Below are 18,819 nucleotides of genomic sequence, written 5' to 3' on the forward strand. Positions count from 1 at the left end.
CCTCTCTTTGGTACTAAGCTTTACTTGGAGTAAAGCTCGACGATCAGGTGTTCGTTAATGTCCGCAGACAGATCAGAACGTTCTGGCTGACGCTTGAACGTACCTTCCATCTTGCCAGCATCAACTTCCAGCCAGGTTGGCTTTTCACGCTGCTCAGCCAGCTCCAGAGCGGCTTTCACGCGAGATTGCTTTTTCGCTTTCTCACGAATGCTAACAACGTCATTCGCTTTAACCTGATAAGAAGCGATGTTAACAACACGACCGTTTACCATGATTGCTTTATGGCTAACCAGCTGGCGTGATTCAGCACGAGTCGCGCCGAAGCCCATACGGTATACAACGTTGTCCAGACGACCTTCCAGCAGAGCCAGCAGGTTTTCACCTGTGTTGCCTTTCAGACGTGCTGCTTCTTTATAGTAGTTACGGAACTGACGCTCCAGCACACCGTAGATACGGCGAACTTTTTGCTTTTCACGCAACTGCACACCATAGTCAGACAGACGCGGTTTACGCGCACCGTGCTGGCCAGGAGCTTGTTCAATTTTACACTTGGTATCGATCGCGCGAACGCCAGACTTAAGGAATAAGTCGGTGCCCTCACGACGGCTCAGCTTGAGCTTAGGACCCAAATATCTTGCCATTTTCTATCTCCAACTAACCTAAAAAACGAGCGTTATACGCGACGTTTTTTCGGCGGACGACAACCGTTATGAGGGATCGGAGTCACATCAGTAATATTCGTGATGCGGAAACCAGCGGCGTTCAGAGCGCGAACAGTAGATTCACGACCCGGACCCGGACCTTTAACCATAACTTCCAGATTCTTGATGCCGTATTCTTTTACGGCTTCAGCGCAACGCTCTGCTGCAACCTGAGCTGCGAACGGAGTGGATTTGCGAGAACCACGGAAACCGGAACCACCGGCTGTTGCCCAACCCAATGCGTTACCCTGACGATCAGTAATAGTAACGATGGTGTTGTTGAAAGAAGCATGGATATGAGCCACGCCGTCAGAGACTTGTTTTCTTACACGTTTACGTGCACGAACTGGTGCCTTTGCCATTATTCAATCACCCCGATTATTTCTTGATCGGTTTGCGCGGACCCTTACGGGTACGTGCGTTGGTCTTAGTACGCTGACCGCGCACTGGCAGACCACGACGATGACGCAAACCGCGATAGCAACCAAGATCCATCAGGCGCTTGATGCTCATGCTGATTTCACGGCGCAGATCACCTTCAACGACAAATTTGGCAACTTCGTCACGCAGCGTGTCGATTTGTTCTTCAGACAGCTCACTGATCTTAACATCTTCAGCGATACCCGCTGCAGCCAGAATGGCTTTAGAACGGGTCTTGCCGACGCCATAGATCGAAGTTAATGCGATCACAGCATGTTTCTGATCAGGAATGTTAATGCCTGCTATACGGGCCACTATGCACTCCTACTATTTAATATGTACGCACCATGCTGAAAAGCCCGTTTTCAGGATACTCAAATGGAAACGTACAGACATACAAAAGATTGGCTGGCTAATCTAGCCAGCTCAACCCAACTTTGCAAGAAAAATATGCGAAATAATCAGCCTTGGCGCTGTTTATGCTTCGGCTCGGCACTGCAAATCACACGGATGACACCATCACGCTTAACGATTTTGCAGTTACGGCATAATTTCTTGACGGAAGCACGAACTTTCATTTTTACTCTCCGTAACTTCTCAGGCGACCAGTTAGCGGCCGTAGCCTTTCAGGTTCGCCTTCTTCAATGCAGACTCATACTGACTGGACATCATCAGAGTTTGCACTTGAGCCATAAAGTCCATAATCACGACCACAACGATAAGCAGTGAGGTCCCACCGAAGTAGAACGGTACTTTCATTGCATCACGCATGAACTCCGGGATCAGGCAGATAAAAGTAATATAAAGCGCACCAACCAAAGTCAGGCGAGTCATTACTTTATCGATATACTTCGCCGTTTGCTCTCCCGGACGAATTCCTGGTACAAATGCACCGGACTTCTTCAGGTTATCTGCTGTTTCACGCGGGTTGAAGACCAACGCCGTGTAGAAGAAACAGAAGAAGATGATCGCAGACGCATAGAGTAACACATAAAGTGGTTGCCCAGGCTGCAAATACAGCGAAATTGTTGTCAGCCAGTTCCAACCAGTACCGCCCCCGAACCATGACGCGATGGTTGCCGGGAACAGAATAATACTGGAAGCGAAGATAGCCGGGATAACCCCCGCCATATTCACTTTCAGCGGTAAATGTGTGCTCTGTGCAGCATAGACACGACGACCCTGCTGACGTTTAGCGTAGTTCACCACAATGCGGCGTTGACCACGTTCAACGAAGACAACAAAGAACGTCACTGCAAATACTAATACTGCAACCAACAGCAACAGGAGGAAGTGCAGGTCGCCTTGACGCGCTTGCTCGATAGTATGGGCGATGGCCGGCGGGAGACCCGCAACGATACCGGCGAAGATAATGATTGAGATACCGTTACCGATACCTCGTTCAGTAATCTGTTCGCCGAGCCACATCAGGAACATGGTCCCTGTGACCAGACTTACAACAGCGGTGAAATAGAATGCAAAGCCTGGGTTTAATACCAGGCCCTGCATACCAGGCATATTCGGAAGACCGGTAGCAATACCGATCGACTGGAATATTGCCAGCACCAGAGTGCCGTAACGGGTGTACTGGCTAATCTTACGACGTCCAGACTCCCCTTCTTTCTTCAACTCTGCCAGGGCCGGATGAACGACCGTCAGCAGCTGGATAATAATCGATGCCGAAATGTACGGCATAATACCCAGTGCGAAAATAGAAGCACGGCTGAGAGCACCACCAGAGAACATGTTGAACATTTCAATGATGGTGCCTCGCTGTTGCTCAAGCAGTTTGGCAAGTACAGCGGCATCAATACCAGGGATCGGAATAAAAGAGCCAATACGGAACACAATCAGCGCGCCGATTACAAACAGCAGTCTGCGTTTCAGCTCGCCAAATCCACCTTTGGCACTTTGAAAATCTAATCCCGGTTGCTTAGCCATCTGCTACTTATTCCTCAATTTTACCGCCAGCAGCTTCGATAGCAGCACGAGCACCTTTAGTAACACGCAGGCCACGAACAGTTACCGGAGTAGAAACTTCACCAGCCAGGATCACTTTCGCGAACTCGATCTGGATACCGATAATGTTAGCCGCTTTCAGCGTGTTCAGGTCTACAACGCCGCCTTCAACTTTCGCCAGGTCAGACAGACGGATTTCCGCTGTGATCGCTGCTTTGCGAGAGGTGAAGCCGAACTTCGGCAGACGACGGTACAGTGGCATCTGGCCACCCTCGAAACCGCGACGTACGCCACCGCCAGAACGAGAGTTCTGACCTTTGTGACCACGACCACCGGTTTTGCCGAGGCCAGAACCGATACCACGACCCAGGCGTTTACCCGCCTTTTTAGAGCCTTCGGCCGGAGACAGAGTATTTAAACGCATCTCTTACTCCTCAACTTTAACCATGAAGTAAACCGCGTTGACCATACCACGAACAGCAGGAGTATCCTCGCGCTCAACGGTATGACCAATACGACGCAGACCCAGGCCAAGCAGCGTTGCCTTGTGTTTCGGCAGACGACCGATTGCACTGCGGGTTTGAGTGATTTTAATAGTCTTTGCCATGGTCAATTACCCCAGAATTTCTTCAACGGATTTACCACGCTTGGCAGCGACCATTTCTGGAGAATTCATATTTTCCAGGCCATCAATAGTTGCACGAACCACGTTGATCGGGTTGGTGGAACCATATGCTTTAGCCAGAACGTTATGAACTCCAGCAACTTCCAGAACGGCGCGCATTGCACCACCGGCGATGATACCGGTACCTTCGGAAGCTGGCTGCATGAATACACGAGAACCCGTGTGAACACCTTTAACTGGGTGTTGCAGGGTACCGTTGTTCAGCGCGACGTTAATCATATTGCGACGGGCTTTTTCCATCGCTTTCTGGATCGCTGCTGGAACTTCACGCGCTTTACCGTAACCAAAACCAACGCGACCGTTACCATCACCCACTACAGTCAGAGCTGTGAAGGAGAAAATACGACCACCTTTAACGGTTTTAGATACGCGGTTTACCGCGATCAGCTTTTCCTGCAGTTCGCCAGCCTGTTTTTCGATGTGAGCCATCTTACACCTCTACCTTAGAACTGAAGGCCAGCTTCACGGGCAGCATCTGCCAGTGCCTGGACACGACCATGATATTGGAACCCGGAACGGTCAAAGGAAACATTGCTGATGCCTTTTTCCAGAGCGCGTTCAGCGACAGCTTTACCTACAGCTGCTGCGGCGTCTTTGTTACCGGTATACTTCAATTGTTCTGAGATAGCTTTTTCTACAGTAGAAGCAGCTACCAGAACTTCAGAACCGTTCGGTGCAATTACCTGTGCGTAAATATGACGCGGGGTACGATGTACCACCAGGCGAGTTGCACCCAGCTCTTTGAGCTTGCGGCGTGCGCGGGTCGCACGACGGATACGAGCAGATTTCTTATCCATAGTGTTACCTTACTTCTTCTTAGCCTCTTTGGTACGCACGACTTCGTCGGCGTAACGAACACCCTTGCCTTTATAAGGCTCAGGACGACGGTAGGCGCGCAGATCTGCTGCAACCTGACCGATCAGCTGTTTATCAGCGCCTTTCAGCACGATTTCAGTCTGAGTCGGGCATTCTGCAGTGATACCGGCCGGCAGCGGATGCTCAACAGGGTGTGAGAAGCCCAGAGACAGGCCTACTGCATTCCCTTTGATAGCTGCACGATAACCTACACCAACCAGCTGAAGCTTTTTAGTGAAGCCTTCGGTAACACCAACAACCATTGAGTTCAGCAGGGCACGCGCGGTACCAGCCTGAGCCCATCCATCCACGAAACCATCACGTGGACCGAAGGTCAGAGCGTTATCTGCATGTTTAACTTCAACAGCATTGTTGAGGGTACGAGTCAGCTCGCCGTTTTTACCTTTGATCGTAATAACCTGACCGTCGATTTTTACATCAACGCCGGCAGGAATAACGACCGGTGCTTTAGCAACACGAGACATTCTTTCCTCCGATTAGGCTACGTAGCAGATAATTTCGCCACCAAGACCAGCCTGGCGCGCTGCACGATCAGTCATAACACCTTTAGAGGTAGAAACAACTGCGATACCAAGACCAGCCATTACTTTTGGCAGCTCATCTTTTTTCTTATAGATGCGCAGGCCTGGGCGGCTGACACGCTGAATGCTTTCTACAACAGCTTTACCCTGGAAATACTTGAGAGTAAGTTCCAGTTCCGGCTTGGTGTCGCCTTCAACTTTAAAATCTTCGATAAAACCTTCTTCCTTCAGCACGTTGGCAATTGCCACTTTCAGCTTGGCGGAAGGCATGGTGACCGCAACTTTGTTCGCGGCCTGACCGTTACGGATACGGGTCAGCATATCCGCGATCGGATCTTGCATGCTCATCTGTCTTTACTCCCGTGATTCAATTGGTAATTACCAGCTAGCCTTTTTCAAGCCTGGCACTTCACCGCGCATGGCGGCTTCACGCAGTTTGATACGGCTCAACCCAAACTTGCCCACATAACCATGTGGACGACCTGTTTGACGACAGCGGTTACGCTGACGAGACGGGCTGGAATCACGCGGCAGAGACTGCAGCTTGAGAACCGCATTCCAACGATCTTCGTCGGAAGCGTTCACATCAGAAATGATCGCTTTCAGTTCAGCGCGTTTAGCGAAGAATTTATCAGCTAAAGCTACGCGCTTTACTTCGCGTGCTTTCATTGATTGCTTAGCCATTCAGTAACCCTACCTTACTTGCGGAACGGGAAGTCAAAGGCAGCCAGCAGAGCACGGCCTTCTTCATCAGATTTCGCAGTAGTGGTAATGGTAATATCCAAACCACGCACGCGGTCGACTTTATCGTAGTCGATTTCTGGGAAGATGATCTGCTCACGGACACCCATGCTGTAGTTACCACGACCGTCGAAAGACTTAGCGGACAAGCCACGGAAGTCACGGATACGTGGAACAGCAATAGTGATCAGGCGCTCAAGGAACTCCCACATGCGTTCGCCACGCAGAGTTACTTTACAGCCGATCGGATAGCCCTGACGGATTTTGAAGCCTGCAACAGATTTGCGTGCTTTGGTGATCAGCGGTTTTTGACCGGAGATTGCTGTCAGGTCAGCTGCTGCGTTATCCAGCAGTTTCTTGTCAGCGATCGCTTCACCAACACCCATGTTCAGGGTGATCTTCTCGACCCGAGGGACTTGCATGACAGAATTGTAGTTAAACTCAGTCATGAGTTTGTTAACTACTTCGTCTTTGTAGTAATCATGCAGTTTCGCCATCGTACTACTCCAAATTACTTGATAGTTTCGCTGTTAGATTTGAAGAAACGGACTTTTTTACCGTCTTCGAATCTAAAGCCTACACGGTCAGCCTTACCGGTAGCCGCATTGAAGATTGCAACGTTAGAAACCTGAATAGCAGCTTCTTTTTCAACGATGCCGCCTGGTTGGTTCAGGGCCGGAACCGGCTTCTGATGTTTCTTAACCAGGTTAATACCTTCAACGACAAGTTTGCCGGAAGACAGAACATTTTTTACTTTACCGCGTTTACCTTTATCTTTACCGGTTAACACGATAACTTCGTCATCACGACGGATTTTCGCTGCCATGATTCGCTCCTTAGAGTACTTCTGGTGCCAGAGAGATAATTTTCATGAACTTCTCAGTACGAAGTTCACGAGTTACCGGCCCAAAGATACGCGTGCCGATAGGCTGCTCGCTGTTATTGTTTAAAATAACGCATGCATTACCATCGAAGCGAATGACAGAACCGTCAGGGCGACGAACACCCTTCTTGGTGCGCACCACTACCGCCTTCAGCACATCACCTTTTTTGACCTTACCACGTGGAATTGCTTCCTTGATGGTGATCTTGATGATGTCGCCTACGCCTGCGTAGCGACGGTGCGAGCCACCCAGAACCTTGATACACATTACGCGACGTGCACCGGAGTTGTCGGCGACGTTCAGCATAGTCTGTTCTTGGATCATTTTAGTGCTCCGCTAATGTCAACTACTACCTGAGACTCTAAAATCAGAGCCGTTAAAAAGCCCCATACCGAGGGCGCGGCATTATAACACCGCTTCTGCAATATGGGTAGAAAAAATAAACGGCTCATCGCTGAGCCGTTTATTCGTATTGAGAATGCGTACTCTATTACAGAACCGCTTTCTCTACAACGCGAACCAGCGTCCAGGACTTAGTCTTGGACAGTGGACGGCATTCACGGATTTCAACCTTGTCGCCGATACCACATTCGTTGTTCTCGTCATGTACGTGCAGTTTGGTCGTACGCTTGATGAATTTACCGTAGATCGGGTGTTTCACAAAACGTTCGATAGCTACAACAATGGATTTCTCCATTTTATCGCTAACAACACGACCTTGCAGAGTACGGATTTTATCGGTCATTACGCACCCGCCTTCTGAGTCAGTAAAGTCTTAACGCGCGCAACATTGCGACGCACTTGCTTCAGCAGGTGAGTCTGTTGCAGCTGGCCACTTGCAGCCTGCATACGCAGGTTGAACTGCTCACGCAGCAGGTTCAGCAGCTCAGCGTTCAGCTCTTCAACGCTTTTTTCACGCAGCTCTTTTGCTTTCATTACATCACCGTCTTAGTTACAAAGGTGGTTTTGATAGGCAGTTTCGCTGCTGCCAGGCCGAAGGCTTCACGGGCCAGCTCTTCCGGAACACCGTCCATTTCATAAAGGACTTTGCCCGGTTGGATCAAGGCAACCCAGTACTCCACGTTACCTTTACCTTTACCCATACGAACTTCCAGTGGCTTCTCGGTGATCGGTTTGTCCGGGAATACACGGATCCAGATCTTACCTTGACGCTTAACTGCACGGGTCATTGCACGACGTGCTGCTTCGATCTGACGTGCAGTCAGACGACCACGGCCAACAGCTTTCAGACCGAAAGTGCCGAAGCTAACATCCGTACCCTGCGCCAGACCACGGTTGCGGCCTTTGTGCACTTTACGGAATTTTGTACGCTTTGGTTGTAACATCAGCGACGCTCCTTATTTACGGCCTTTACGCTGCTGCTTTTTAGGTTGAGCAGCCGGTTTTTCCGGTTGTTCAACAGCAGCCATACCACCCAGGATCTCACCTTTGAAGATCCATACCTTAACGCCGATTACACCGTAAGTGGTGTGCGCTTCAGAGGTGTTGTAGTCGATGTCAGCACGCAGAGTGTGCAGCGGTACGCGACCTTCGCGGTACCATTCGGTACGTGCGATTTCCGCGCCGCCCAGACGGCCGCTAACTTCAACTTTGATACCTTTAGCGCCCAGACGCATTGCGTTCTGTACAGCACGCTTCATAGCACGACGGAACATAACACGACGTTCCAGCTGAGAAGTGATGCTGTCAGCAACCAATTTAGCGTCCAGTTCAGGCTTACGAACTTCAGCGATATTGATCTGTGCAGGAACGCCAGCGATATCCGCTACGACCTTGCGCAGTTTTTCTACGTCTTCGCCTTTCTTACCGATAACGATGCCAGGGCGAGCAGTGTGAATAGTCACACGGATGCTCTTAGCTGGACGCTCGATAACGATACGAGATACAGACGCTTTAGCCAGTTCCTTAGTCAGGTACTGACGTACTTTAAAATCGCTGTCCAGGTTGTCAGCGAATTCTTTGGTGTTCGCAAACCAGGTAGAGTTCCATGGTTTTACAATACCCAGGCGAATACCATTAGGATGTACTTTCTGACCCATTGCTAGTCTCCAGAGTCTCAGCGATCGGACACAACCACAGTAATGTGGCTGGTGCGCTTCAGGATGCGATCTGCACGACCTTTCGCACGCGGCATAATGCGCTTCATGCTTGGGCCTTCATCTACGAAAATTTTCGCGACTTTCAGATCGTCGATGTCAGCGCCATCGTTGTGTTCAGCGTTAGCAATGGCAGATTCCAGTACTTTCTTGACCAATACCGCAGCTTTCTTGTTGGTATAGGTCAGGATGTCCAGGGCCTGCGACACTTTCTTACCGCGAATCAGGTCAGCAACAAGGCGAACCTTCTGTGCAGAAGAACGAGCATGGCGATGTTGAGCTAAAGTTTCCATCTCTTCCTCCTACCTTATTTCTTCTTCGCTTTTTTATCAGCAGCGTGGCCGCGATAAGTACGAGTCGGTGCGAATTCACCCAGTTTGTGACCAACCATTTCGTCGGTAACAAAGACTGGAACGTGCTGACGACCATTATGGACAGCGATGGTCAAACCGATCATGTTAGGAAAGATCGTTGAACGACGGGACCAAGTGCGCAGGGGCTTCTTGTCTCCGCTTTCCACCGCTTTCTCTACCTTCTTCAGCAAGTGCAGGTCAATAAAAGGACCTTTCTTGAGAGAACGTGGCATGGCTTATCCTCTAAAATTATTTGCTACGGCGACGTACGATAAATTTATCAGTACGCTTGTTGCTGCGGGTCTTCTTACCTTTGGTCTGAACGCCCCACGGAGTTACCGGGTGCTTACCAAAGTTACGACCTTCACCACCACCATGTGGGTGGTCGACTGGGTTCATCGCAGTACCGCGAACGGTAGGACGAACACCACGCCAGCGTGCAGCACCAGCTTTACCCAGAACGCGCAGCATATGCTCAGCATTGCCAACTTCGCCCAGAGTAGCGCGGCAGTCTGCTTCGACTTTACGCATTTCACCAGAACGCAGACGCAGGGTGACATAAGCACCGTCACGCGCAACGATCTGAACGTAAGTACCCGCGGAACGCGCCAGCTGACCGCCTTTACCTGGTTTCATTTCTACGTTATGAACGGTAGAACCAACCGGGATATTGCGCATCGGCAGGGTGTTGCCTGCTTTGATTGCAGCATCAACGCCAGACTGAATCTGGTCGCCAGCTTTCAGGCCTTTAGGGGCCAGGATGTAACGGCGTTCGCCATCTTTGTACAGAACCAGCGCGATGTTCGCGGAACGGTTCGGATCGTACTCAAGACGCTCAACAACTGCTGGGATACCGTCTTTGTTGCGTTTGAAGTCAACAATACGATAAGCCTGCTTGTGGCCACCACCGATGTGACGAGTGGTGATACGGCCATTGTTGTTACGACCACCGGATTTGCTGTTTTTTTCCAGCAACGGAGCAAAAGGTTTGCCCTTGTGCAGCTCAGGGTTAACCACTTTAACTACGTGGCGACGACCCGGAGATGTCGGTTTACATTTAACAACTGCCATTGTATTACTCCTCCGACTTACTCAGCGCCGCCAACGAAGTCCAGGTTCTGGCCTTCTTTAAGGGTGACGTAAGCTTTTTTCCAGTCGCTACGACGACCGATACGCTGTCCGTGACGTTTAACTTTCCCTTTAACTACCAGGGTGTTAACGACTTCGACTTCGACTTCAAACAGTTTCTGCACAGCAGCTTTGATCTCTGCTTTGGTCGCGTCTTTAGCAACTTTGAGAACGATGGTGTTTGTTTTTTCCATCGCAGTAGACGCTTTTTCAGAAACGTGCGGTGCGCGCAGCACCTTCAGCAGACGTTCTTCACGAATCATGCCAGCATCTCCTCAACTTGCTTAACAGCATCAGCAGTCATTACGACTTTGTCGAAGGCGATCAGGCTAACCGGGTCGATACCAGTCGCGTCGCGTACGTCAACCTTGTGCAGGTTACGCGCGGCCAGGAACAGGTTCTCGTCCAGCTCACCGGTGATGATCAGCACATCTTCCAGAGCCATGTCTTTCAGTTTCTGTGCCAGCAGCTTAGTTTTAGGCGCTTCAACAGAGAACTTCTCGACAACGATCAGACGATCCTGACGTACCAGTTCGGACAGAATGCTTTTCAGCGCGCCGCGGTACATCTTTTTGTTAACTTTTTGACTGTGGTCCTGTGGACGCGCAGCGAAGGTCACGCCACCTGAACGCCAGATCGGGCTCTTGATAGAACCTGAACGCGCACGGCCGGTACCTTTCTGGCGCCATGGCTTTTTGCCTGAACCAGTTACTTCAGCACGAGTCTTCTGAGCACGAGTACCCTGACGAGCACCAGCTGCATAAGCAACAACAACCTGGTGAACCAGCGCTTCGTTGAAATCACGACCGAAGGTAGTTTCGGAAACAGTCAGCGCGCTCTGCGCGTCTTTCAATACTAATTCCATTGCTATCCCCTTACGCCTTCACAGCTGGTTTAACGATCAGGTCGCTACCGGTTGCACCCGGGACCGCACCTTTAACCAGCAGCAGGTTGCGCTCAGCGTCAACACGTACTACGTCCAGGCTCTGAACGGTTACACGTTCGTTGCCCAGCTGACCTGCCATTTTCTTGCCTTTGAACACTTTGCCCGGAGTCTGGTTCTGACCGATAGAACCCGGAACGCGGTGAGACAAGGAGTTACCGTGAGTAGCGTCCTGGGTACGGAAGTTCCAGCGCTTAACGGTACCAGCAAAACCTTTACCTTTAGAGGTACCGGTTACGTCAACTTTTTTAACGTCAGCAAACAGCTCAACGCTAATGTCCTGACCTACGGTGAACTCTTCGCCTTCAGCAAGACGGAATTCCCACAGACCACGGCCAGCTTCAACGCCAGCTTTAGCGAAGTGACCCGCTTCTGGTTTGGTTACACGGTTAGCTTTTTTAGCACCAGTGGTAACCTGAATAGCGCGGTAGCCATCGTTAGCCAGATCTTTAACCTGAGTAACGCGGTTTGCTTCAACTTCGATTACGGTTACTGGGATAGAAACGCCATCTTCAGTGAAGATGCGGGTCATACCCACTTTTTTACCGACTAAACCAATCATTGTTTCAACCTCTCAATCGCTCGATGACCTGATTAACCCAGGCTGATCTGCACGTCTACACCGGCAGCCAGATCCAGACGCATCAGAGCATCAACGGTTTTCTCAGTTGGCTCAACGATGTCAACCAGACGCTTGTGAGTGCGGATTTCGTACTGATCACGCGCATCTTTGTTAACGTGCGGAGAGATCAGAACGGTAAAGCGCTCTTTGCGGGTCGGCAGCGGGATCGGACCACGGACTTGCGCACCAGTGCGCTTAGCAGTCTCGACGATTTCCGCGGTTGATTGATCGATCAGACGATGATCAAACGCTTTAAGGCGGATACGGATTCTTTGGTTCTGCATGAGACCAGAGCTCCAATTATTTTATAAACGAAAATGATTACTCCTCAAACCCATTACGATTGATGGGAGAGTGTAACCGTTCTTACGTAGCTCCCCAATTGGGAGCATTGTTGAGTAACAAAGTGAGCTACTCTGGTTCAGATTGAACCCGCCGTCAATTACGACAAGCCCGCGCATTATACGTAAATCAGAGAAAGACGCAAGTGCCGTTTAGAAATTAAGCGCCAAAGACGTACTATACGTAAGGCCGCGCAATTTTTTATGCAAAGTATCCCTTCTCAACTCTTTGTCTGAAGCCGCTACGCAATTGCTGTTTTTACACATTGCCGGGCATGCAGATTATTACGAGTATGCGCTCAAACCATTTTGAGGCTCTCGCTATGCTACTGTCCCTCCCCTTTCTGCTGATCTATTTTGCGTTATCGGCCTTGCTTGTTCGCACCGATATTCGCACGGGGCTTCTTCCCGATAAATTTCTTTGCCCGCTGCTATGGACGGGCCTGCTCTACCAGCTTTGTCTCCATCCTGATTTTTTGCCGAGCGCGGTAGTGGGTGCGATGGCAGGATACGCCGGATTCGCCATTATCTATTGGGGATACCGTCTCATCTGCCGACGTGAAGGGATGGGATATGGCGACATAAAATATCTGGCGGCGCTGGGGGCATGGCATGGCTGGTGTGTACTACCAATACTGGCATTAGTGGCCGCGTTAATGGCTCTGCTGTATCTGGTTGCTTTCTCGTTGTTTACCCCTGATAAGCAGGCATTAAAAAACCCACTGCCTTTTGGGCCATTTCTGGCGGCAGCGGGTTTATGCGTTGGCTGGGAAAGCCTGATTAACTTTCCACTTTGATCTGAGACTGAAGGTAGTTCTGTAGGCCAATTTTGCTAATGAGATCCAGTTCGGTCTCAAGCCAGTCGATGTGCCCTTCTTCATCAGCCAGGATCTGGATCATCATATCGCGGCTGACGTAGTCATGTACGCTGTCCGCATAGGCAATGGCTTCACGCAGATCTTTTGCACCCTCCAGCTCCAGCCGGAGATCAGAACGCAGCATCTCTTCGACATCTTCTCCGATGCCCAGTTTTCCGAGATCCTGTAGGTTAGGAATGCCTTCGAGGAATAAAATACGCTCAATGTATTTATCGGCGTGTTTCATTTCATCAATGGACTCATGGTATTCAACATCGTTGAGGCGAGTCAGTCCCCAGTTTTTAAACATTCTTGCATGGAGAAAATACTGATTGATTGCGACAAGCTCATTTCCCAATAATTTATTGAGATAACTTATGATTTTAACATCACCTTTCATTATATAGTCCCTCCGCTTCCACTCATTGAAGCGTAGATCGGGCTACGGGGATGTCAAAAAAAAGATAGAGGCTTACGCGATCTCTTTGAATTCCGGGATCTGCATCAGTTCGTCCTGCATGATCTCACGCGCTGCGCGAACGCATTTACCGCATTGATTTCCCACCGGAACAAACTTGCGAAGCTGCTGGAAAGATTGTGGTTGAAACTGGCGAACGGCCTGACGAATTTTTTTGTCGCTTACACCATTACATAAACAAACGTACATAAAGACTCCCGTTCAAAATATGCGCAAAGTGTAAGTGAGAATGGTTATGATTACAATAGCGCGGGCGTCGGAATACGTGGCGGGAGAAAGCAAAAAATGCGAATTTTTATGACAATGCCCCAACGGCAGAAAACAAAAAAGGACGCCGGAGCGTCCTTTTTATTTCAGGGATAATTAATTAGCCCAGAACTTTAGCAACAACGCCCGCGCCAACGGTACGGCCGCCTTCACGGATTGCGAAACGCAGACCGTCGTCCATCGCGATTGGGTGGATCAGCGTCACAACCATCTTGATGTTGTCGCCTGGCATTACCATCTCTACGCCTTCTGGCAGTTCGATGGTACCGGTCACGTCAGTTGTACGGAAGTAGAACTGTGGACGGTAGCCTTTGAAGAACGGAGTATGACGGCCGCCTTCGTCTTTGGACAGAATGTACACTTCAGATTCGAACTTGGTGTGTGGCTTGATTGAGCCTGGCTTCGCCAGAACCTGACCACGTTCGATTTCTTCACGTTTGATACCACGCAGCAGAACACCAACGTTCTCACCAGCACGGCCTTCGTCCAGCAGTTTGCGGAACATTTCAACGCCAGTACAGGTAGACTTCGCAGTCTCTTTGATACCAACGATTTCAACTTCTTCACCAACTTTGATGATACCGCGCTCTACACGACCGGTAACAACGGTACCACGACCGGAGATGGAGAATACGTCTTCGATTGGCAGCAGGAATGGCTTGTCAATCGCACGCTCTGGTTCTGGGATGTAAGAATCCAGGTAGCCAGCCAGTTCGATGATTTTCTCTTCCCACTCTGCTTCGCCTTCCAGCGCTTTCAGCGCGGAACCACGAACGATTGGAGTGTCGTCGCCTGGGAAATCGTACTGAGACAGCAGTTCACGAACTTCCATCTCTACCAGTTCCAGCAGCTCTTCGTCATCAACCATGTCACATTTGTTCAGGAACACGATGATGAAAGGAACGCCTACCTGACGACCCAGCAGGATGTGCTCACGAGTCTGAGGCATAGGGCCGTCAGTCGCAGCAACAACCAGGATCGCGCCGTCCATCTGCGCAGCACCGGTGATCATGTTTTTAACATAGTCGGCGTGGCCTGGGCAGTCTACGTGTGCGTAGTGGCGAGTCGGGGTGTCATACTCAACGTGAGAAGTGTTGATGGTGATACCACGAGCTTTTTCTTCTGGTGCGTTATCGATCTGGTCGAAAGCACGAGCAGCACCGCCGTAGGTTTTAGCCAGTACGGTGGTGATTGCAGCAGTCAGGGTAGTTTTACCATGGTCAACGTGGCCGATAGTACCAACGTTGACGTGCGGTTTTGTACGTTCAAATTTTTCTTTAGACACGGCTATATTCCTTACTATAGTGCTCTCCCCTTCGGAGAGAGCACGGGACTTAGGTTTTAATCCTGTGGATTACTTACCACGGGCTTCGATAACGGCCTGAGCAACGTTGTTCGGCGCATCATCATACTTCAGGAATTCCATAGTGTATGATGCACGACCTTTGGTCAGAGAACGCAGCTGAGTTGCATATCCGAACATTTCAGACAGCGGAACTTCAGCGTGGATCTTAACGCCAGTTACTTCGGATTCCTGACCACGCAGCATACCGCGACGACGGCTCAAGTCACCGATAACGTCACCGGTGTTCTCTTCAGGAGTTTCTACTTCAACCTTCATGATCGGCTCAAGCAGAACTGGTTTTGCTTTCTTAAAGCCTTCTTTAAAGGCAATAGACGCAGCCAGTTTAAACGCCAGTTCAGAGGAGTCAACGTCGTGGTAAGAACCGAAGTGCAGACGAACACCCATGTCTACAACCGGGTAACCAGCCAGAGGACCAGCTTTCAGCTGCTCCTGGATGCCTTTATCAACGGCAGGGATGTATTCGCCAGGAATTACACCACCTTTGATGTCGTTGATGAACTCGTAACCTTTAGGGTTAGAGCCCGGCTCCAGTGGGTACATGTCGATCACAACGTGACCGTACTGACCGCGACCACCAGACTGCTTAGCGTGTTTACCTTCAACATCGGTAACTTTCGCGCGAATCGCTTCGCGGTAAGCAACCTGAGGTTTACCCACGTTCGCTTCAACGTTGAATTCACGCTTCATACGGTCAACGATGATGTCCAGGTGCAGTTCACCCATACCAGCGATGATGGTCTGGTTAGATTCTTCATCAGTCCATACGCGGAATGATGGGTCTTCTTTCGCCAGACGGCCCAGAGCCAGACCCATTTTTTCCTGGTCAGCTTTGGTTTTTGGTTCAACTGCGATGGAGATTACCGGCTCAGGGAATTCCATACGCTCCAGAATGATCGGGTGATCCGGGTCACACAGGGTGTCACCAGTGGTCACGTCTTTCAGACCGATAGCAGCAGCGATGTCGCCCGCACGAACTTCTTTGATCTCTTCACGTTTGTTAGCGTGCATCTGTACGATACGGCCAAAACGTTCACGCGCCGCTTTCACGGAGTTCAGGATGGTGTCACCGGAGTTAACCACACCAGAGTAAACGCGGAAGAAGGTCAAGTTACCCACGAATGGGTCGGTAGCAATTTTGAACGCCAGTGCAGAGAACGGCTCGTCATCACTTGCGTGACGCTCAGCCGGAGTATCTTTACCGTCGTCCAGGATGCCGTTGATGGCAGGAACGTCAACCGGGGATGGCAGGTAGTCAACTACCGCATCCAGCATCGCCTGAACACCTTTGTTCTTGAACGCAGAACCACAGGTTACCAGGATGATTTCGTTGTTCAGAACGCGCTGACGCAGAGCAGATTTGATCTCTTGCTCAGACAGTTCTTCACCACCCAGGTATTTCTCCATCAGCTCTTCAGAAGCTTCTGCTGCGGATTCGATCAGGTTCTGGTGCCATTCGTCAGCCAGGTCCTGCATCTCTGCCGGGATATCTTCGTATTCGAAGGTAACGCCCGCATCTGCTTCGTTCCAGTTGATGGCTTTCATTTTCACCAGGTCGATAACGCCGGTGAAACCTTCTTCAGCACCAATTGCCAGCTGAAGCGGAACAGGGTTCGCGCCCAGACGGGTTTTGATCTGGCCAACAACTTTCAGGAAGTTAGCACCCATACGGTCCATTTTGTTAACGAACGCGATGCGTGGAACTTTATATTTGTTTGCCTGACGCCATACGGTTTCAGACTGTGGCTGAACACCACCAACTGCGCAATAAACCATTACCGCGCCGTCAAGAACACGCATGGAACGTTCTACTTCGATGGTGAAGTCAACGTGCCCTGGGGTGTCGATGATGTTTACGCGATGCGGTTCGTACTGCTTAGCCATACCTGACCAGAATGCAGTAGTCGCTGCGGAGGTGATAGTAATACCACGCTCCTGCTCCTGTTCCATCCAGTCCATGGTGGCTGCGCCGTCATGAACTTCACCGATTTTATGGTTTACACCGGTGTAGAACAGAATACGTTCGGTAGTAGTGGTTTTACCGGCGTCGATGTGCGCACTGATACCGATGTTACGGTAGCGTGCGATGGGTGTTGTACGAGCCATTTGATTCCTCGTTTATATCTTTAGGCGTTCAGTTAAGTTACCCAGAGCGGGCGGCTTCTCTGAAGCGCCCGCCTGGTGACTACGACTCCGAAGGGATTACCAACGGTAGTGTGCGAACGCCTTGTTGGCTTCTGCCATACGGTGAACGTCTTCACGTTTCTTAACTGCGGTACCTTTGTTTTCCGCAGCATCAGAAAGTTCGTTCGCCAGACGCAGAGCCATGGATTTATCACCGCGTTTACGAGCAGCTTCAACGATCCAACGCATTGCCAGAGCATTACGACGAACCGGACGAACTTCAACTGGAACCTGATAAGTAGAACCACCAACGCGGCGAGACTTAACTTCTACAGTCGGGCGCACGTTGTCGAGAGCGACTTCGAAGGCTTCCAGTTCATTTTTACCAGAACGCTGAGCCAGGGTCTCCAGCGCGCTGTATACGATTGCTTCTGCGGTAGATTTTTTACCATCTACCATCAGGATATTTACAAATTTTGCCAGCAGTTCTGATCCGAATTTCGGATCTGGAAGAATTTTACGCTGACCAATGACGCGACGACGTGGCATGGGATTACTCCGTTGTTAATTCAGGATTGTCCAAAACTCTACGAGTTTAGTTTGACATTAAGATAAATCAGTTTGGCCTTACTTAACGGAGAACCATTAAGCCTTAGGACGCTTCACGCCGTACTTGGAGCGAGCCTGCTTACGGTCTTTAACACCTGAGCAGTCCAGCGCACCACGAACGGTGTGGTAACGAACACCCGGAAGGTCTTTAACACGACCGCCACGGATCAGGATCACGGAGTGCTCCTGAAGGTTGTGACCTTCACCACCGATGTAGGAAGTCACTTCGAAACCGTTAGTCAAACGCACACGGCATACTTTACGCAGTGCGGAGTTTGGTTTTTTAGGAGTGGTGGTATATACACGAGTACATACGCCACGTTTCTGCGGGCAGGCTTCCAGCGCAGGCACGTTGCTTTTTGCAACTTTGCGTGCACGTGGTTTGCGTACCAGCTGGTTAACTGTTGCCATTAAATAGCTCCTGGTTTTAGCTTTTGCTTCGTAAACACGTAATAAAACGACCTCATACAATATGAGGACGCGAAATTTTAGGGCTACGTCGAAAAGGTGTCAAGAAATATACAGCGATCTCAAATCACCAGTTCATTTGACTGGCGTGCGTCACAGTAAGATTGACGAAATCAGTATAGCCAACCACGTCAATTTTGGCTGAAATTTGACCAGAAAGACCCCGCGCATCCAGATCCTCTTTCAGCGCAGAGACTGTTATGGGGGCATTAGCGAGGATTTCAACAAAACGGCTGCCTTCAAGCGCCGCAAGCACGCCATCCTGAATCAGCAGCAGATCATCACCTTCGCGCAGCATGCTCAGTAACGTGTCGATATCGCATTGCCACGGTGAACGGCTCAGGGTATGGAGCATGACAGCC

The 18,819-nt window shown here is 50.2% G+C and carries 34 protein-coding genes; 1 reads left to right on the forward strand and 33 read right to left on the reverse strand.

Translation table 11 applies throughout. From position 1 onward, the window contains the following. Positions 1-20: 20 nt before the first annotated feature. From rpsD to rpsJ, 26 genes are all read right to left on the reverse strand, one after another. Positions 21-641 carry a 30S ribosomal protein S4 gene (gene rpsD, locus ACQG1Y_RS21400; protein WP_003863314.1) on the reverse strand — a complete coding sequence of 207 codons (621 nt, stop codon included), beginning with the start codon at positions 639-641 and terminating at the stop codon, positions 21-23. A gap of 32 nt (positions 642-673) precedes the next feature. Beyond that, positions 674-1,063 carry a 30S ribosomal protein S11 gene (rpsK, locus tag ACQG1Y_RS21405; RefSeq protein ID WP_003863312.1) on the reverse strand — a complete coding sequence of 130 codons (390 nt, stop codon included), beginning with the start codon at positions 1,061-1,063 and terminating at the stop codon, positions 674-676. A 16-nt stretch (positions 1,064-1,079) separates the two neighbouring features. Continuing rightward, positions 1,080-1,436 (reverse strand): 30S ribosomal protein S13, encoded by a 357-nt coding sequence (gene rpsM / locus ACQG1Y_RS21410; protein WP_003863308.1) that lies wholly within the window; start codon positions 1,434-1,436, stop codon positions 1,080-1,082. A gap of 146 nt (positions 1,437-1,582) precedes the next feature. Further along, positions 1,583-1,699, reverse strand: coding sequence for a 50S ribosomal protein L36 (gene rpmJ, locus ACQG1Y_RS21415; RefSeq protein ID WP_000868187.1), 117 nt, complete (start codon positions 1,697-1,699; stop codon positions 1,583-1,585). A gap of 31 nt (positions 1,700-1,730) precedes the next feature. Beyond that, the gene (gene secY, locus ACQG1Y_RS21420; protein ID WP_003863305.1) at positions 1,731-3,062 is read right to left on the reverse strand and encodes a preprotein translocase subunit SecY; all 1,332 of its coding nucleotides are present in this window, start codon (positions 3,060-3,062) and stop codon (positions 1,731-1,733) included. A gap of 7 nt (positions 3,063-3,069) precedes the next feature. Continuing rightward, on the reverse strand, positions 3,070-3,504 hold the full coding sequence (gene rplO / locus ACQG1Y_RS21425) for a 50S ribosomal protein L15 (RefSeq protein ID WP_003863304.1): 435 nt from the start codon (positions 3,502-3,504) through the stop codon (positions 3,070-3,072). A 3-nt stretch (positions 3,505-3,507) separates the two neighbouring features. After that, the gene (rpmD, locus tag ACQG1Y_RS21430; RefSeq protein ID WP_003863301.1) at positions 3,508-3,687 is read right to left on the reverse strand and encodes a 50S ribosomal protein L30; all 180 of its coding nucleotides are present in this window, start codon (positions 3,685-3,687) and stop codon (positions 3,508-3,510) included. A 6-nt stretch (positions 3,688-3,693) separates the two neighbouring features. After that, a complete protein-coding gene (gene rpsE, locus ACQG1Y_RS21435; RefSeq protein WP_003863299.1) occupies positions 3,694-4,194 on the reverse strand; it encodes a 30S ribosomal protein S5 in 501 nt (166 codons plus the stop codon). Positions 4,195-4,208: 14 nt separating this feature from the next. Then, positions 4,209-4,562, reverse strand: a complete 354-nt coding sequence (rplR, locus tag ACQG1Y_RS21440; protein ID WP_003863297.1) for a 50S ribosomal protein L18 — start codon at positions 4,560-4,562, stop codon at positions 4,209-4,211. Positions 4,563-4,571: 9 nt separating this feature from the next. Continuing rightward, the gene (gene rplF, locus ACQG1Y_RS21445; RefSeq protein WP_006178917.1) at positions 4,572-5,105 is read right to left on the reverse strand and encodes a 50S ribosomal protein L6; all 534 of its coding nucleotides are present in this window, start codon (positions 5,103-5,105) and stop codon (positions 4,572-4,574) included. Positions 5,106-5,117: 12 nt separating this feature from the next. Further along, entirely contained in the window at positions 5,118-5,510 is a 393-nt protein-coding gene (gene rpsH, locus ACQG1Y_RS21450) for a 30S ribosomal protein S8 (RefSeq protein ID WP_006178918.1), read from the reverse strand. A gap of 30 nt (positions 5,511-5,540) precedes the next feature. After that, entirely contained in the window at positions 5,541-5,846 is a 306-nt protein-coding gene (gene rpsN, locus ACQG1Y_RS21455) for a 30S ribosomal protein S14 (protein WP_003863291.1), read from the reverse strand. A gap of 14 nt (positions 5,847-5,860) precedes the next feature. Then, positions 5,861-6,400 (reverse strand): 50S ribosomal protein L5, encoded by a 540-nt coding sequence (rplE, locus tag ACQG1Y_RS21460; protein ID WP_003863290.1) that lies wholly within the window; start codon positions 6,398-6,400, stop codon positions 5,861-5,863. Positions 6,401-6,414: 14 nt separating this feature from the next. Beyond that, on the reverse strand, positions 6,415-6,729 hold the full coding sequence (gene rplX / locus ACQG1Y_RS21465; protein ID WP_003863287.1) for a 50S ribosomal protein L24: 315 nt from the start codon (positions 6,727-6,729) through the stop codon (positions 6,415-6,417). Positions 6,730-6,739: 10 nt separating this feature from the next. Then, positions 6,740-7,111 (reverse strand): 50S ribosomal protein L14, encoded by a 372-nt coding sequence (rplN, locus tag ACQG1Y_RS21470; RefSeq protein WP_002919748.1) that lies wholly within the window; start codon positions 7,109-7,111, stop codon positions 6,740-6,742. A 166-nt stretch (positions 7,112-7,277) separates the two neighbouring features. Further along, positions 7,278-7,532: a 30S ribosomal protein S17 gene (gene rpsQ, locus ACQG1Y_RS21475; protein ID WP_002438707.1), complete on the reverse strand. Its 255-nt coding sequence runs from the start codon at positions 7,530-7,532 to the stop codon at positions 7,278-7,280. Further along, positions 7,532-7,723 (reverse strand): 50S ribosomal protein L29, encoded by a 192-nt coding sequence (gene rpmC, locus ACQG1Y_RS21480; protein WP_003863282.1) that lies wholly within the window; start codon positions 7,721-7,723, stop codon positions 7,532-7,534. Before rpmC ends, rpsQ begins: the two co-directional genes overlap by 1 nt. Beyond that, positions 7,723-8,133: a 50S ribosomal protein L16 gene (gene rplP / locus ACQG1Y_RS21485; RefSeq protein WP_002919759.1), complete on the reverse strand. Its 411-nt coding sequence runs from the start codon at positions 8,131-8,133 to the stop codon at positions 7,723-7,725. Before rplP ends, rpmC begins: the two co-directional genes overlap by 1 nt. Before the next feature lie 12 nt (positions 8,134-8,145). Further along, the gene (rpsC, locus tag ACQG1Y_RS21490) at positions 8,146-8,847 is read right to left on the reverse strand and encodes a 30S ribosomal protein S3 (protein ID WP_000529945.1); all 702 of its coding nucleotides are present in this window, start codon (positions 8,845-8,847) and stop codon (positions 8,146-8,148) included. A gap of 17 nt (positions 8,848-8,864) precedes the next feature. Then, positions 8,865-9,197, reverse strand: a complete 333-nt coding sequence (gene rplV / locus ACQG1Y_RS21495) for a 50S ribosomal protein L22 (protein WP_002919773.1) — start codon at positions 9,195-9,197, stop codon at positions 8,865-8,867. 14 nt (positions 9,198-9,211) lie between these two features. Further along, entirely contained in the window at positions 9,212-9,490 is a 279-nt protein-coding gene (rpsS, locus tag ACQG1Y_RS21500) for a 30S ribosomal protein S19 (RefSeq protein WP_001138117.1), read from the reverse strand. Between the two features lie 16 nt (positions 9,491-9,506). Further along, positions 9,507-10,328, reverse strand: coding sequence for a 50S ribosomal protein L2 (gene rplB, locus ACQG1Y_RS21505; RefSeq protein WP_000301859.1), 822 nt, complete (start codon positions 10,326-10,328; stop codon positions 9,507-9,509). A gap of 17 nt (positions 10,329-10,345) precedes the next feature. Beyond that, entirely contained in the window at positions 10,346-10,648 is a 303-nt protein-coding gene (gene rplW / locus ACQG1Y_RS21510; protein ID WP_000617546.1) for a 50S ribosomal protein L23, read from the reverse strand. After that, positions 10,645-11,250 (reverse strand): 50S ribosomal protein L4, encoded by a 606-nt coding sequence (gene rplD / locus ACQG1Y_RS21515; RefSeq protein WP_000424395.1) that lies wholly within the window; start codon positions 11,248-11,250, stop codon positions 10,645-10,647. Before rplD ends, rplW begins: the two co-directional genes overlap by 4 nt. Positions 11,251-11,260: 10 nt before the next feature. Further along, positions 11,261-11,890: a 50S ribosomal protein L3 gene (gene rplC / locus ACQG1Y_RS21520; RefSeq protein WP_003863274.1), complete on the reverse strand. Its 630-nt coding sequence runs from the start codon at positions 11,888-11,890 to the stop codon at positions 11,261-11,263. 32 nt (positions 11,891-11,922) lie between these two features. Continuing rightward, positions 11,923-12,234, reverse strand: a complete 312-nt coding sequence (gene rpsJ / locus ACQG1Y_RS21525) for a 30S ribosomal protein S10 (protein ID WP_001181005.1) — start codon at positions 12,232-12,234, stop codon at positions 11,923-11,925. A gap of 380 nt (positions 12,235-12,614) precedes the next feature. On the opposite strand from rpsJ, the gene ACQG1Y_RS21530 reads away from it, so the two are divergent. Further along, positions 12,615-13,088, forward strand: coding sequence for a prepilin peptidase (locus tag ACQG1Y_RS21530; RefSeq protein WP_017693881.1), 474 nt, complete (start codon positions 12,615-12,617; stop codon positions 13,086-13,088). On the opposite strand, the gene bfr is transcribed toward ACQG1Y_RS21530, so the two are convergent. The 7 genes from bfr to tusB form a co-directional block, all read right to left on the reverse strand. Next, positions 13,072-13,548: a bacterioferritin gene (gene bfr, locus ACQG1Y_RS21535; RefSeq protein WP_003863270.1), complete on the reverse strand. Its 477-nt coding sequence runs from the start codon at positions 13,546-13,548 to the stop codon at positions 13,072-13,074. The two genes, ACQG1Y_RS21530 and bfr, sit on opposite strands and share 17 nt — an antisense overlap. Positions 13,549-13,620: 72 nt before the next feature. Continuing rightward, positions 13,621-13,815: a bacterioferritin-associated ferredoxin gene (bfd, locus tag ACQG1Y_RS21540; RefSeq protein ID WP_003863268.1), complete on the reverse strand. Its 195-nt coding sequence runs from the start codon at positions 13,813-13,815 to the stop codon at positions 13,621-13,623. Positions 13,816-13,993: 178 nt separating this feature from the next. Beyond that, complete coding sequence (gene tuf / locus ACQG1Y_RS21545; RefSeq protein ID WP_017693880.1) at positions 13,994-15,178, reverse strand: elongation factor Tu; 1,185 nt, start codon at positions 15,176-15,178, stop codon at positions 13,994-13,996. Between the two features lie 69 nt (positions 15,179-15,247). After that, entirely contained in the window at positions 15,248-17,362 is a 2,115-nt protein-coding gene (fusA, locus tag ACQG1Y_RS21550) for an elongation factor G (protein ID WP_006812195.1), read from the reverse strand. Between the two features lie 96 nt (positions 17,363-17,458). Then, positions 17,459-17,929, reverse strand: coding sequence for a 30S ribosomal protein S7 (rpsG, locus tag ACQG1Y_RS21555; RefSeq protein ID WP_003861706.1), 471 nt, complete (start codon positions 17,927-17,929; stop codon positions 17,459-17,461). 96 nt (positions 17,930-18,025) lie between these two features. After that, positions 18,026-18,400, reverse strand: coding sequence for a 30S ribosomal protein S12 (gene rpsL, locus ACQG1Y_RS21560; RefSeq protein ID WP_000246815.1), 375 nt, complete (start codon positions 18,398-18,400; stop codon positions 18,026-18,028). 124 nt (positions 18,401-18,524) lie between these two features. Beyond that, the gene (tusB, locus tag ACQG1Y_RS21565; protein WP_015571409.1) at positions 18,525-18,812 is read right to left on the reverse strand and encodes a sulfurtransferase complex subunit TusB; all 288 of its coding nucleotides are present in this window, start codon (positions 18,810-18,812) and stop codon (positions 18,525-18,527) included. Between the last annotated feature and the right edge of the window lie 7 nt (positions 18,813-18,819).

The organism is Enterobacter cloacae complex sp. 397G4 (assembly GCF_050031515.1).
GTDB classification, from domain to species: domain Bacteria; phylum Pseudomonadota; class Gammaproteobacteria; order Enterobacterales; family Enterobacteriaceae; genus Enterobacter; species Enterobacter hormaechei_C.